The organism is Gammaproteobacteria bacterium (genome assembly GCA_028819075.1).
Taxonomy (GTDB): domain Bacteria; phylum Gemmatimonadota; class Gemmatimonadetes; order Longimicrobiales; family Gaopeijiaceae; genus BD2-11.
This window is the reverse complement of record JAPPMM010000002.1, coordinates 97,168-111,334: the sequence shown is the minus strand read 5'-3', so window position 1 is coordinate 111,334 and position 14,167 is coordinate 97,168. Positions and strand designations below refer to the sequence as shown.

Sequence of the window (14,167 nt, the reverse complement as noted above, 5' to 3'; positions counted from 1 at the left end):
GTCGGCACCACCCAGCGTGCGTTCCCGGCCCACTCCGGCAACCCGCGTCCAGTCCAGGCCTGGCAACCCGCGCCCGCAGCCCCGAGCGTCGGCACCACCCAGCCTGCGTTCCCGGCCTACTCCGGCCGCGCGTCCCCGGCCGGCCCCGGCGGCCAGCGCGCGCCCACGACCCGCCCCCGCCGCGCGGGCGACCGCACGACCCACCCGCCCGCCCCGCCGTCCCCCCGGCGGCCCGTAGGGTGCCCACCGCCTTCCGCGCCCCTCCGGAGTGACCGGACCGATCCGCAGCGGCCGGGCGGTCCTCCGGAGGGGCGCACCATACCTGCTGGCGTTCGCCGGCCTGGCGTGGGCCGTGTCCTGCGGGGACGAACCGACCACCCCACCCCCCAACCTCCCCCCGGCGACCGAGGGCACAATACCCGCCCAGAGCCTCAAGCCCTGGGACACGGTCACGCTGAACGCAGCCCAATTCTTCAGCGACCCCGAGGGACATCAGCTCACCTTCACCACGGCGAGCTCCGACACCACCGTCGCTTCCGTGTCCGTGATGGACAGTACGCTGACCATCTACGCCGAGGGACCGGGAGTGGCCACGGTTTCATTGACCGCCCATGACCCCCGGGGGCTGGCCGCCAACCACATCATCGACGTAACGGTGGATCCGTACTCCGACCGCCAGATCCTCATCCTCTTCCATGAGGCCACCGGCGGCCCGAACTGGTACGGCCGGCTGGGCTGGCTCTCCGACGCGCCACTGGAGGACTGGTTCGGAGTCGAGGTTGACGACGACGGAAACGTGATCGAGCTGGAGCTCTACCGGAACAACCTGATCGGCACCGTCCCACCGGAACTCGGTGGGCTCACCAGCCTGACCCGCCTGCAACTCGCGTCCAACCACCTGAGCGGCCCGATTCCCGCGGAGTTGGCGGAGCTGTCCAACCTGTCGTTCCTCGGGTTCTTCAACAACGACCTGGAAGGCACCGTCCCGTCGGAACTCGGCGGCCTGACCAACCTCACCCACCTGGAACTCGACCGTAACCGCCTGACGGGCCCGATTCCGCGGAGCTTTCTGGAACTCGATGGGTTGAGGCGATTCTACTTCGCCCAGAGCAGCGGGCTCTGTGTCCCCGGCTCTCCCGAGTTCACGGCGTGGATGTCGGCCATGAAGGGGGAAGCTCGGGGACCATTCTGCAACCAGTCCGACCTGCGCGTGCTGGAATCGCTCTACCTGGCATCCGGGGGCCAGGAATGGACGAACGCCACCGGCTGGCCCGAAGGGGCCGCCGCGTCCCAGCGCTACGGAGTCGGCACGGACGCGCTCGGCCGCGTCACGGCGCTCGACCTGACCGCCAACGGACTTGCCGGCCGCCTCCCCGAGAACCTGGGCCGGCTGACGCTGCTGACCGAGCTCCGGGTCGCGGACAACGCGCTCGGCGGACGTCTGCCGCAGTCCCTCCCGGCGCTTCCGCTTCGGTGGTTCGACTACGCGGAAACAGAACTGTGCGTCCCGCCCGACGCACACTTCAAGGGTTGGCTCGACGGGATCGAATGGCATCAGGGGACCCGCATCGACTGTGCCCCTCCCTCCGACCGCGATGTCCTGGTGGCGCTCTACGACGCGACGGGCGGGCCCGACTGGACCGAACGCGGCAACTGGCTGACCGATGCGGAACTCGGCGAATGGTACGGCGTCGAGACCGATTCGTCGGGCCGGGTGACCGCGCTCAGGCTGCAGAACAACGGCCTCGAGGGCCCGTTGCCGCCGGAACTGGGGCACCTGTCCGCATTGCGGGACCTGGTTCTCTGGAACAACGACCTTTCGGGGCCCATCCCTCCGGAGCTCGGCAACCTCCCCAACCTCACCAGCCTGGTCGTCGTCAACAGCAACCTGTCGGGGACCATTCCGCCGGAGCTCGGCAACCTGGCCGAGCTGAGCGTCCTGTTGCTGGCAAGCAGCGAGCTGACGGGACCCATACCCGCGGAGCTGGGCAAGCTGGTCAACCTCACTTCCCTGACGCTCGACGACAACGCTCTGGAAGGTCCGATCCCGCCTGAACTCGGGAACCTCGCCGCGCTGGAGTCGCTGAGCCTCGCTCTCAACTACCTGACGGGCCCCATCCCCCCGGAATTGGGGAGCCTCTCGAGCCTCCGCCAGCTCGGTCTTGGAGGCAACGAACTCACAGGCTCCATCCCTCCGGAACTGGCAATGCTGGAGGAGCTGCAGGTCCTCGTCCTGTGGGACAACGATCTCACCGGACCGGTGCCTCCGGAACTCGGCAGTCTCGGCAACCTGCTCTATGCGACCCTCGCCGAAAACGAGCTTACGGGCCCCATCCCGCCGGAGCTCGGCTCACTCGCGCGCATCGACTACCTGACCCTTGCGGACAACAACCTCACCGGCCCGATCCCGCCCGAGTTCGGACGCCTGATCGGGGCAATCGATCTGGATCTGAGAGGCAATGCCCTCACCGGTCAGATCCCGGCCGAACTGGGCCGGCTGCCGCGGCTGGTGCGCCTGTCCCTGGGCCGCAACGACCTGAGCGGTCCGATCTCCCCCCGGATGGGAGGAATGAGCCACCTCCGCGAACTCGACGTGACGGACAATGCCGGGCTCTCGGGAGCGCTCCCGGAAGAGCTGACGGAGCTGAACCTCGACATGCTCGCGACGGGAGGAACCGACCTTTGCGCGCCCTCGGGCGAGGCCTTCCAACAGTGGCTGGCAGCCGTTCCCAAGCGGCGCCTGATCCCCTGCGCGGAGGGCGAACCCGCGTCGGCCTATCTGACCCAGGCGGTGCAGTCGCGTTCGTACCGCGTCCCGCTGGTCGCCGGCCGCCCCGCGCTCCTGAGAGTGTTCGTCACCGCCGCGCGCCCCGGCGGCGCGAACATGCCTGCGGTGCGGGCGAGGTTCCTTCTCGACGGGGTCGAGACGCACGTGGCGGAGATCGCATCCTCCCCGGTTCCCATCCCGACCGAGGTGGACGAGGGCGACCTGGCGGCCTCCGCCAACGCCGAGATTCCCGGGGAGGTCATCCAGCCGGGCCTCGAGATGGTGATCGAGATCGACCCGGAGGGAGTCCTGGACCCGGCGCTGGGCGTAGCAAGGCGGATTCCCGCGGATGGCGGCCGTGCGGTGGACGTGCGCGCGATGCCCCCGCTGGACCTGACCCTGGTGCCCTTCCTGCAGGAGCAGACGCCCGATTCCTCGATCCTGGCGCTGACCACCGGCATGGCGACGGACCCGGGCGGGCACGAACTGCTCCACGACACCCGGACCCTGCTCCCCGTCGGGGAGCTCGAGGTGACCGCCCACGAGCCGGTGCTGATCTCGTCCAACAACGCCTACGACCTGTTCCGGGAGACCATCGCCATCTGGGCAGTGGAAGGGGGGATGGGCCACTACATGGGCATGATCGCCGGACGTACGACCGTCGCCCGGGGCATCGCGGGCGTGCCGGGCCGGGTCAGCTTCTCGGTGCCCGATTCGCGAATCATCGCGCACGAACTAGGGCACAACATGTACCTCCATCACGCCCCCTGCGGAGGCGCCGGAGGTCCCGATCCGTCGTTTCCCGAACCGGACGGATCGATCGGCGCCTGGGGATACGACTTCCGCCGCGGCAGGCTGGTGGCGCCCGCCCGGCACGATCTGATGTCGTATTGCGAACCGCCCTGGGTCAGCGACTACTACTTCACCAACGCGCTCCGCTTCCGGATCCGTGACGAAGCGCCACGTGTGACGCAGGCAGCGGCGGGGTCCGGCCGCTCGCTCCTGCTCTGGGGGGGCGTCGACCCGGAAGGCAAGCCGTTCCTGGAGCCGGCCTTCGTGCTGGAGGCGCCCGCGAACGTCCCGCGGGCGGGCAGCGAATACCGGATTACGGGCCGCGACGAGCGCGACCGCGAGCTGTTTTCGCTCGGTTTCGACATGCCGGTGCCGGCCGATGGCGACGGCAGGGCCGCGTTCGCCATCATGCTCCCGGTACGCGACGGCTGGGCCGAGGACCTGGCCGGCATCACGCTTGCCGGACCCGGCGGCTCGGATACGCTGAACCGGGAGTCGGCGCGTCCGATGGCCATCCTGCGCAATCCGCGGACCGGCCAGGTTCGTGGAATCCTGCGTCGCACGGCTCCCGTCGCACAGGCCGCCATGGACGGGACCGGCAGCGTCTCCGGATCCGGTCTGGAAGTGTTGCTCAGCCCGGGGCTGCCCGGCGCTGCAGCCTGGAGGCGCTGACGATGCGCGGCTCCGGCCCGGAAGGGCTCAGGAGGGAGGAGTCGCCGCGTCCGGCCGCTCCGGCGAATCGGCGGCAGGCGCTACCGTAAACTCGGTGAACATCCCCCGGCCGTCATGCCCGGAAAAGTCGCAGATCGCCATATAGGCACCCGGCTCGAGCTCGACGGTAGCCACCCGGCGCTCCCCGGGGTTGAGGCGCCGCTCCAGCACCCAGGCCGCGAGAGTGTCCTCCATCCGGCGGAAGTAGATGTTGTGCTCTTCAAACCCGGCGTTGACGAAGCGCACCAGGTGTGGCCCGGCGGGAAGGACGAGCGGCATGGAAATGGTGTACTCGTCCATCAGGATCTGCATGGTGTCCACGCGGGAGGGCGGCGGGGTCTCGACCGGAGGAGCCGGCCGATCGTCGTCCGGCTCCGCGCATCCCCCGGCGGCAAAGCATGCGGCGGCGAGCACCAGCAGCCGTGAGGCCTTCGACCGCGCGGGGCTGCGGCGAACATGTCCTGGGGATTCCGGATACAAGGAAGCTGTGCGCCGCACGAGGAGTGTCACCAGCGATGGAAGCACCGCCGTCCCGCCGCGCCTGGCCGGAGACGGGTGGGCTCCGGAATGCGCGGTCTCCTGCCGGAGACGCGCGCCCGGACCGGCGAGCAACCGGCGCTGCCCTGCAGAGGCGCCGGTCGGAATCGAACCGACGATCGAGGATTTGCAGTCCTCTGCCTTACCACTTGGCCACGGCGCCAAAAGAATGGGGAGCCGACGAGCGCGCTCCCCATACCGGCTTTGCAAGAGCGGGAAACCGGACTCGAACCGGCGACCCCCACCTTGGCAAGGTGGTGCTCTACCAACTGAGCTATTCCCGCAGATGAAGCATCATGAGGTTAGAAACAGCCACCATGGGTGTCAACCACCCGCGCGATGGTTTTCCCTGCTCCGGCCCGTGACTACCTTTGCACGTTCTCGCCGGGAGCCGGCGCCCGGCCCGCGCGCACCATCCTGCCCCCGCTTCCCCTTGCCCCACCCCTCTCGCGGGCACCTCACGCGACCCGGAATTCCGCCTCTCCTGCGGCGGCTGCCGGCGCTTCTCCCGGCCCTCCTGCTGCCCGGCGCGGCGAGTGGACAGCTTGTCGGCGGACCGATCGTCCCTTCGGGCCATCTGCGGCTGGACATCGACGCGAACTACGTCACCTGGAGCGAGCGCTTCGGCCTGCGGTCCGAGGGGGGATCCCCGGTCGAGGAGGTGGAGCCGCTGGGGTGGAACCTGAGCAGCGACGCCCTGGGATCGGACCGGCTGCCTGGAGCCGCGCTCACCGAGGCTCGCCTCCGGACCCTGTTCGCGAATCCCGACTACCGGTTCAACCTGGGGAGCACCAGCCACCTGTTCGCGGCCCACATCCGGCGCGTGCCCCTCGGGTTCCGGCTGGGCGTATTCCCCTGGCTTACGGTGGGGGCGTCGCTGCCCATGGTGCAGCGCAAGCTCGACTCGGAGCTGGTGTACACACCCGGGGAGGCGAACGCCGGGCTGGCGCCGCCGGCGTCCCTGAGGGCCCCGTTCATGAACGAATACGGGAATGCCCTTGCCGAGGCGCGCACCGTCATCGCCGGCCTTTGCGGGGTGGACGAGAGCGCCCCCGAGTGCCAGGCAGGCCGCGCCGTGCTCGCGGAGGGCGACGCGCTGCTGGGATCCCTCGGGGCGCTGTTCGGAGAAGCCATCTTCTTCCCCCTGGAGGGTTCCGCTGCGGGCCGCGACCTCGCCGGCCGCGTGGACGCGGTCAGGACCGGCCTGTCGGACATCGGTGTGACGACCTTCACGGCCCCGCTCCCGCTCGGCACCCCGCTCGACCGGGCCGGCTTCGATTCGCTGGTCGTCGTTCCGGTATTCGGGACGACCGGTCTTCCCGTTGAGGATATGGACGCGCTCTGGGAACCCGGAGACCTGGAGGTAAGCGCGGCGATTCAGGTCCTGAACCTGACCCCGCGTCCGCCGGACCTCCCGGGCCCCGGAGAGGCGGCTGATTCCCTCGCTGCATCCGAGCAGGACTCCGGCGGCGGGTTCCGGGTTCGGCTGGGCGTGGCCGGCACGCTCCGCCTGGGCACCGGCAGCCCGCAGGACACCCTCCGCGAGTTCCTGGACATGGAGGTCGCGGAGGGGCAGATGGACATCGAGGCGCGCGCCTTCGGCGGCGTCGACTGGGCGCGGCGCGTGGGGTTGACCTTCGATGTGCGCTACGGGGTCGCCTCACCCGTGTACGTGCGCCGCCGCGTCGGTCCGCCCGACATGGGCTTCGCCCCCCGTCCGCCCCTGGAGACGGTGCAGTGGCAGCCGGGCAACTACCTCGAGTACGCGATCACCCCACAACTGCTGCTGACGCCCCAGCTCGCGGTCGGCTTCGTGTACCGCTCCTTCAGCCGCGCGGCGGACAGCTTCGCGGGCGAGGCGGCCGACTTGGCGGCGCTTTCGCTCGAGACGGAAGCCGAAGTGCGGTCCATGGGGTTGGACGTCCGGTATTCCAGCTTCCTGGCCGGCGGCTTCCCGGTTGTGGCCCGCTTCGGCTGGGAAGCCGCGCGCAGCGGCGCCGGAGGCCGGACGCCCAGGACGGGCAGGGTGCACTTCGGGGCGAGTCTTTTCTGGAGGCTGTGGGGCGGTGGCCGGCAGCCCCCGGATGAAGCCGCTCCGACGCCGGTAGGAGCCCGTCCGGGCCGCTAGAGGACAGCCCCGGCAACCTCCTGCCCCGCGACGCGCAACAGCTCGCGGGCGTGCTCGCGGGAAGCCGCCGAATCCGGGTCGCCGCCCAGCATGCGCGCGATCTCATGCACGCGCGTGCCCCCGTCCAGGACGGAGGCCCGCGTACGGATCATGCCGTCATCCGGCGAGAGCCGCTTCTCGACCAGCACATGATGACTCGCCCGCGATGCGATCTGGGCGAGGTGGGTGATGGCGAGCACCTGGTGGGCCCGCCCCGTCTCCTGGAGCCGCGCCCCGACCGCGTTGGCGATCTCGCCCCCTACCCCGGCGTCGATTTCGTCGAACACCAGGGTCGGAACCCGATCGGCTGCGCCCAGAATCGACTTGAGGGCGAGCATCACCCTCGAAAGCTCCCCGCCGCTGGCGATCCGGCCGAGGGGCGCGGGCGGAAACCCGGGGTTGAGCGAGGCCAGGAACTCCACCCGCTCCGCGCCGCCCGGCCCCACCTCCGCCAGCGGGCCCAGCGCAACCGAGAAGGTGCCCCCCTCGAGCCCCAGCTCGGGGAACAGCGCTGTAACCCGGCGCTCAAGTTTACTCGCCGCCTTACATCGCGTTTCGCTCAGGGCTGCCGCCTCCCGCTCCAGGCGGGCCCCGGTCTGGCGGATGCGTCGCTCGAGAGTGGCGATGTCGAACGAGCTGGTCTCGATCTCCTCGAGCTGCGCCGCCAGCCGGCGCCCGGTCTCGAACACGTCCTCCAGCGCGGGTCCGTACTTGCGCTTCAGCCGGAAGATGCGGTCGAGGCGGGTCCTGACGTCTTCCAGCCGGCGTGGATCGTGCTCCAGCGAACTCGCGTAGTCCCCCAGGAAGCGCCCCGCCTCGCTCGCCGCCTGGTAGGACTGCTCCAGCAACTCCGAGACCTCGCCCAGCGAGCCGTCCAGGCGGATGATGTCGGCGAGCGCGGCCTGCACCGCGCGGATGCGCACCGTGACGGCGGCGTCACCCGCGTAGAGCTCCTCGTAGGCGCCCCCCGCGTTGCGCGCCAGTTCGTCGGCGTGTTCGAGCCGGGTCGCCTCCGTCTCGAGCGCCGTGTCCTCCCCGTCCTGGAGCGTGGCGCCTTCGATCTCGCCGAGCTGGAAGCGGATGAAGTCGGCGCGCGCCTCGAGTTCACGGATCCTCGCTTCCAGCCGCTCCCGCTCGCGCTCCAGCGCCTTCAGTTCGCCGCACAACGCGGCAACGGCGCTCGCCCTTCCGGTTGCGCGCGCAAGGGAATCCAGCAGTCTGGCCTGTTCGGCGGGCCGGAGCAGGCTCTGGTGCTCGTGCTGCCCGTGCAGGTCGACCAGGTGGCGGCCCAGTTCACGCAGGAGCCCCACCGTGGCGGACGAATCGTTTACCCAGGCGCGGTTGCGTCCCCGGCGCGCCACTTCCCGCCGCAGGACCAGCACGTCGCCGTCCGCGCCGAGACCCAGCTCCTCGAGCTTCCCGCGGACCGGCCCGCAGTCCTCGATGTCGAAGGCGGCCTCGATCATGGCACGGGAGGCACCCACCCGGACCACCCCGGGAGAGGCCCGTTCGCCCAGCAGGCAGGAGAGGGCGTTCGCCACCAGGGACTTGCCGGACCCGGTCTCGCCCGACACGGCGTTGAGGCCCGGCGCCCCGGCCAGCGTCAGGTCATCGATTACCGCGTAGTCGCGTATGCGCAGTTCGATCAGCATGCCTGACGATGCTCATAAGATCATGCACCTGAAGGAGATTTCAGGGCCCAGTTCAACTTTCGTCTCAAGGTGGAGAAGAAGGTGTATCCGGGAAAGCGAAGCAGGGGCACGCGCACCGTGCCGGTCCGGATCTCCACGACCGAACCGGGCACGACGGCCACTGCCTCCTGGCCGTCAACGGTCAGCACCAGGTCGCCCGATGGATCCACTTCCCTGATGATGACGCGCTCGTCCGCGGCCAGCACCAGGGGGCGCACCGCGAGCGTGTGCGGGCAGATCGGAGTCACCAGGATGCAGTCCACCCCCGGGGCGATGATGGGACCGCCGGCCGACAGGGAGTAGGCCGTCGAACCGGTGGGCGAGGAAACGATCACCCCGTCGGCGCTGAAGCTGCCGATCTCGTCGGTGACCCCGTCATGCCCCACGAACAGGTCGAGGCGCGAGACCCTGGCCGCCCCGCTGTTGTGGACTACGAAATCGTTGAGCGCCACCTGCCGATCGCCCTGGTTTCCGTCCTCGTCGAGGATGGCCGCCTCGAGTGTAATACGGTAGTCGAGGGTGAAGTCGCCGCCGCGCAACCGCTCGAACGCGGTGGCAAGGTCGGAGCCGGAAGACGAGGTGAGGAAGCCCAGGTGCCCGAGGTTGATGCCGAGGACGGGAGTTTCGGTTCCCGTGACCTTGCGCGCGCCCCGCAGCAGCGTTCCGTCCCCGCCCAGCGTGATCAGCAGATCCAGCCCCGGTTCTCCGGGCCGGAGAGGGCGCGCGCCCGGCGGCGCATGCGCGAGGACTTCCGGCTCGCAGGCCATCTCGATGCCGAACCTGCGCGCGAGTTCGTCGAGGCGCGCCAGCGCCGGCGCGAGCCCCGGCTGCCCGGGAAGCGCGAAGATGCCGATGCGGCGGACGGGAGGCGGCACCATGGCGACTCGAGTGGGGTTACGCGCTCTCTCTGGTCGCCATCACGCGGATTTCGGGGCTGCGCCCGGCCAGGCGCAGGGCTTCCCGCGCGATCCCCTCCGCGTCCAGTCCCACCTCCGCCAGCAGCAGCCCCCTGTCGCCGTGCTCGATGAAGACGTCCGGCAACCCCATCGTCCTCACGGTCGGGCGCGATCCCGCGCGCGCCTGGATCTCGCGCGCCATGAAGGCTCCGAAGCCATTGATGACGGTACCCTCTTCGACCGTCAGGATGCGCTCGTGCGAGCCGAGCACGCGCTCGAGCACTTCCTCGTCGAAGGGCTTCAGGAAGCGGCAGTTGACGACGGTCGCGTCGATGCCCGCGGCAGCCAGTTCGTCGGCCGCTGAAAGCGCTTCCAGGACCATGGTTCCCACCGCGAGAATCGCCATGTCCGATCCCTCGCGCACGACTTCCCAGCTCCCGTACGGGACCGCATCGATCTCCGAGGTCGGCGGAACCGCGGCGGGAACCGCGTCGCGCGGGTAGCGGATGCTGTAGGGGCCCGCGTCGTGGGTCAGGCCGGTCTTCATCAGGGCGATGAGCTCGTCGCCGTCCTTGGGCGCGGTGACCGTCATTCCCGGAACGAGCAGCATGTAGGCGATGTCGAAGGCGCCGTGATGGGTCGGGCCGTCGGCGCCCGCCACCCCCGCCCGATCCATGCAGAACATCACCGGAAGATCCTGCAGGGCGACGTCGTGCACGATGGAGTCGAAGCCCCGCTGCAGGAACGTGGAGTAGATGGCCACCACCGGGCGCACCCCTTCCGTGGCCATGCCGGCGGCCGATGTCACACCGTGCGCCTCCGCGATGCCCACGTCGAAGTGGCGGTGCGGGAACGCCTTGTCGAAAATGTCGGTGCTGGTTCCGCTCGGCATTGCGGCCGTAATGGCCACGATGCGGTCGTCCTCCGCCGCGAGATCGGTCAGCCCCCTGCCGAAGACCTTCTGGTAACGGGGCAGCCCGACCGGCTTCTTCGGCGAAAGCCCGGTGATCTTGTCCCAGGGGGAGGACGCGTGCCACTTGACGGGGTCCTCCTCCGCGGGCTCATAACCTTTCCCCTTCTGCGTCACGAGGTGCACCAGCACCGGCCCCTTCATGCGGCGGACCCGCTGCAGGGTGTTGACCACCATGTGGATGTCGTGCCCGTTGAAGGGCCCGAAGTAGCGGAATCCCAGCTCCTCGAAGAGCATGCCGGGCACGAACAGGTGCTTCACGCTCTCCTCGAACCTGCCGGTGGCGGACTGCATCACGTCGGAGATGGTCGTGGGGACGCGCTGCATCAGCTCCTTCACCTGATCGCGCACCCGGTTGTAGAGGGGGTTGGTGATGACGCCGTTCAGGTACTTGTTCATCGCCCCCACGTTGGGAGCGATCGACATGTCGTTGTCGTTGAGGACCACGATGAGGTTGCGCTCGCTCGCGCCCGCGTTGTTCAGGGCTTCGTAGGCGAGCCCGCACCCGATGGCGCCGTCCCCGATGACCGCGACGACGTCGAAGTCCTCGTCCTTGTGATCGCGTCCGATGGCCATCCCCACCGCCGCCGAGATGGAGGTCGCGGCGTGTCCGGCTCCGAAGACGTCGAAGTCCGACTCGGCCCGGCGCAGGAAGGGAGCCAGGCCGTCCTTGCGGCGAATGGTGTGCAGACGGTCGTTCCGCCCCGTGAGGATCTTGTGGATGTAGGCCTGGTGGCCCGTGTCCCACACGATGCGGTCGCGGGGGGTGTCGAAGACGTAGTGCAGCGCCACCGTGAGTTCGGCGACGCCCAGGCTTCCCCCGAAGTGTCCCCCAACCTTCGCGACAACATCGATGAGGCGTTCGCGCACCTCGCGCACGAAGTCCGGCAGCTGGGAACGCGAGAGCCTGCGCACGTCCGCCGGTCGCTTGACGTAGTCCAGAATGGCCACCCCAATTCACTCCATCTGCGGTTTTTCGCACTCCCGCGATTGCCGGGACCGAATTCCTAATATAACCGGATTCGCGCCTGCTGTTGCAGAGGGCCGTCAAGCCTCTACCGGCTGCGGTGCACGACATATCCGGCGATGGCCGCCATGGGCCGGGAATCGAGGCCGGCATCCGCCAGTGCCCGGTTTGCCAGGGAGACCTGCCGGAGCGCCCGACCGCGGGCCCGGTCCAGCCCGTAGAGGCCGACGTAGGTCGACTTGCTGAGGGCCTGGTCGCTGGGGTGCTTTCCCAGCTGATCCGCCGAGGATGTGGCGTCCAGAATATCGTCCGCTATCTGGAATGCCAGCCCCAGCGCGCGCCCGTAGCGATCAAGGGATTCGATGCGGCGCGTGCCGGCCCCGGCGGCCAGCCCGCCGATCCGGGGGGCCGCCGCCAGGAGCGCCCCGGTCTTGAGCGCGTGCAGCCGGTCCAGCTGGTCCGGCGACAGGGTCCGGCCCTCGGACTCGAGGTCGAGGGCCTGCCCTCCGACCATTCCTCCCGCGCCCGCGGCCCGCGCCAGCGTGCGCACGATCTCTCGCGCGACCTCGTCCGGGCATCCCAGTTCGAGTGAGGCCCGCCATGCCTGCAGCGCGGCTCCCGGAATCAGCGTTGCCGCGGCCCGGGCAGTGCTCCGGGCCCCGAACACGCGGTGGGGGGTGGGAGATCCCCTGCGCAGTTCGGCGTCGTCCATGCACGGGAGGTCGTCGTGCATGAGGGAGTAGGCGTGGATCATCTCGATGGAGGCGGCCAGATCGTAGCAGCTCTCCTCGACTTCGCCGCCGCAGGCCGCGTATGCCGCGACGCACAGGATGGGCCGGACCCGCTTGCCGTCGGTAAGCAGCCCATGCCGCAACACCGGACCGAGGGAAGGACTGACGCGTGGGGTCAGAGCGGCCAAGGCTCGCTCCAGAGCCAGCCCTACCCGCTTCCCCTGCTCGTCCAGGAAGGATGTCAGATCGAAGTCGCCGCTCGGCCCCGGCATCTCCCGCGAAGCGGGGGTCCCGCTCACCCGGCGTCTTCCCGCCGGCGGGCTTCGCCCTCGATCAGCTCCTCCACGCGAAGCTCGGCCGCGGACAGCAGCCGTTCCGCCGCGCGAACGTGCCGGATTCCTTCCTCGAAGAGCGCGAGGCTCTGCTCCAGCTCGACATCTTCGGCGTCGAGGGCGGCAACGATGTCGTCGAGACGCCGCAGTCGTTCCTCCACCGACAACGGCTGGGGATCGCCGGCATCCCGGCTCGACGACGCCGGGTCTCCCAAAGCACGGGCGCGCCCATCCATCAGAGCCGCTCCGGATCGGTGATTTCCTTTCCACCGGTGCCCCCCACGGCACGCTCGTCGGGACGAGTCCCGGTCACACGGCATCCGACGCGGCCGTCCACCACCCGCAGGTCGAAGGAGGATCCCCGAGGGAATCCTGCGACGTTCCTGAGCACCCGGCCCGAGCGGTCGAGCGGCACCGCGTACCCCCGGCTGAGGGTGGCAAGGGGTGATAACGCGTCCAGGCGCCCGGAAGCGCTCTCCATCCGGGCACGCCGGGAGCCGAGGCGGGCGCGCATCGCCGCCGCCATCCGCCGACTGCGGCCGAACACCTGGGCGGTCCGCGGCTCGATGACGCCGTCGATTCCCCGGCGGAGCCGGCCGGCGCGGGACTCCAGGCGGTTGCGGTTGCGGTGCACGGAGCGCCGAAGGCCGGTGGAAAGGCGCGGCCGCAGGTCGGCCAGCCGCCGAGCCAACACCGCGCGGTCGGGGACCACCGCCTCCGCGCCCGCCGAGGGGGTGGGGGCGCGCAGGTCGGCCACCAGATCCGCGATGGTGACATCCACTTCGTGGCCCACGGCGGAGACCACGGGTACCGGGCAGGCGGCGATGGCGCGGGCGACCTCCTCGCGGTTGAACGCCCACAGGTCTTCGAGCGAACCCCCGCCCCGCGCCACCAGGACGACGTCCGCCTGTCCGCTGCGGCCGATCTCGTCAACGGCCCGCGCCACGTCGTCCGCGGCGCCCTCCCCCTGGACGCGGGCGCTCCTCAGCAGCACACGCGTCCAGGGAGCCCGCGCCCCGATCACCGACAGGATGTCGTGGAGGGCGGCCCCCGTGGCGGAGGTCACCACGCCCACGCAGGCCGGGCACGCCGGCAGCGCGCGCCTGCGCGCGGGGTCCATCAGCCCCTCCGCCGCCAGCTTGCGCCGCACCTGTTCGAAGGCCCGGCGCCACAGCCCCTCACCGTCCTCGGCCGTCAGCCGGCGCACGCGCAACTGGTACCGTCCGCGCGCTTCGTAGAGGGTCACCGAGCCGAACGCCCGCACCCGGGTGCCGTCCTCCGGATCGGCCGGCAGCCGGCGGGCGTCGCTGGCGAACATGACCGCGCCGATATGCGCGGTCTCGTCCTTGAGCGTGAAGTACCGGTGCCCCGCGGCGACCCGACGCCAGTTGCCGACCTCACCGGCCACCCAGAGGGCCGACATGCCCTGTTCGAGCAGAAACCGCGCCCGGCGGTTCACCTGCGCGACCGTCCAGGGCTCGGCCTCTCCGCCGCGCTTCCCGGAAGCCCGGGCCGACGCTTCCACCGGGGCGCCCGCGGCCGGGCCCGACTGCTCCCCGCCCGCAGCGTACCGGAAGAGGTCGAGCGGCCCGTCCTGCGCGGCCAT

At 70.2% G+C, this 14,167-nt stretch carries 10 protein-coding genes and 2 tRNA genes; 2 read left to right on the top strand and 10 right to left on the bottom strand.

The window, feature by feature from the left end; translation table 11 throughout:
* Positions 1-204 (bottom strand): hypothetical protein (locus OXU32_00495; GenBank protein ID MDE0072448.1); only part of this gene is annotated, 204 nt, incomplete at its 3' end.
* Positions 205-268: 64 nt separating this feature from the next.
* On the opposite strand from OXU32_00495, the gene OXU32_00490 reads away from it, so the two are divergent.
* The gene (locus OXU32_00490) at positions 269-4,231 is read left to right on the top strand and encodes a hypothetical protein (GenBank protein MDE0072447.1); all 3,963 of its coding nucleotides are present in this window, start codon (positions 269-271) and stop codon (positions 4,229-4,231) included.
* Positions 4,232-4,258: 27 nt separating this feature from the next.
* Here OXU32_00490 and OXU32_00485 read toward each other — a convergent pair whose 3' ends face one another.
* From OXU32_00485 to OXU32_00475, 3 genes are all read right to left on the bottom strand, one after another.
* Positions 4,259-4,684 carry a hypothetical protein gene (locus OXU32_00485; GenBank protein MDE0072446.1) on the bottom strand — a complete coding sequence of 142 codons (426 nt, stop codon included), beginning with the start codon at positions 4,682-4,684 and terminating at the stop codon, positions 4,259-4,261.
* A gap of 215 nt (positions 4,685-4,899) precedes the next feature.
* Positions 4,900-4,970, bottom strand: a tRNA-Cys gene (locus OXU32_00480).
* A 48-nt stretch (positions 4,971-5,018) separates the two neighbouring features.
* Positions 5,019-5,091: transfer RNA gene (locus tag OXU32_00475), tRNA-Gly, on the bottom strand.
* Positions 5,092-5,240: 149 nt separating this feature from the next.
* Between OXU32_00475 and OXU32_00470 the strand changes: the two genes are divergently transcribed.
* Complete coding sequence (locus tag OXU32_00470; protein MDE0072445.1) at positions 5,241-6,935, top strand: hypothetical protein; 1,695 nt, start codon at positions 5,241-5,243, stop codon at positions 6,933-6,935.
* Here the strand turns inward: OXU32_00470 and recN are convergent.
* From recN to xseA, 6 genes are all read right to left on the bottom strand, one after another.
* On the bottom strand, positions 6,932-8,626 hold the full coding sequence (gene recN, locus OXU32_00465) for a DNA repair protein RecN (GenBank protein MDE0072444.1): 1,695 nt from the start codon (positions 8,624-8,626) through the stop codon (positions 6,932-6,934). The two genes, OXU32_00470 and recN, sit on opposite strands and share 4 nt — an antisense overlap.
* Before the next feature lie 20 nt (positions 8,627-8,646).
* Entirely contained in the window at positions 8,647-9,543 is an 897-nt protein-coding gene (locus tag OXU32_00460) for an NAD(+)/NADH kinase (GenBank protein MDE0072443.1), read from the bottom strand.
* A 16-nt stretch (positions 9,544-9,559) separates the two neighbouring features.
* A complete protein-coding gene (gene dxs / locus OXU32_00455) occupies positions 9,560-11,482 on the bottom strand; it encodes a 1-deoxy-D-xylulose-5-phosphate synthase (GenBank protein ID MDE0072442.1) in 1,923 nt (640 codons plus the stop codon).
* Positions 11,483-11,586: 104 nt separating this feature from the next.
* Positions 11,587-12,528 (bottom strand): polyprenyl synthetase family protein, encoded by a 942-nt coding sequence (locus OXU32_00450; protein MDE0072441.1) that lies wholly within the window; start codon positions 12,526-12,528, stop codon positions 11,587-11,589.
* Complete coding sequence (xseB, locus tag OXU32_00445; GenBank protein MDE0072440.1) at positions 12,525-12,797, bottom strand: exodeoxyribonuclease VII small subunit; 273 nt, start codon at positions 12,795-12,797, stop codon at positions 12,525-12,527. Before xseB ends, OXU32_00450 begins: the two co-directional genes overlap by 4 nt.
* A complete protein-coding gene (xseA, locus tag OXU32_00440; GenBank protein ID MDE0072439.1) occupies positions 12,797-14,167 on the bottom strand; it encodes an exodeoxyribonuclease VII large subunit in 1,371 nt (456 codons plus the stop codon). The genes xseB and xseA overlap by 1 nt, the downstream gene beginning before the upstream one ends.

Coding starts and splice junctions, on each gene's coding strand:
- recN (MDE0072444.1), bottom strand. CDS start 8,626: ATGCTGATCGAACTGCGCATACGCGACTACGCGGTAATCGATGACCTG.
- OXU32_00460 (MDE0072443.1), bottom strand. CDS start 9,543: ATGGTGCCGCCTCCCGTCCGCCGCATCGGCATCTTCGCGCTTCCCGGG.
- xseA (MDE0072439.1), bottom strand. CDS start 14,167: ATGGCCGCGCAGGACGGGCCGCTCGACCTCTTCCGGTACGCTGCGGGC.
- xseB (MDE0072440.1), bottom strand. CDS start 12,797: ATGGATGGGCGCGCCCGTGCTTTGGGAGACCCGGCGTCGTCGAGCCGG.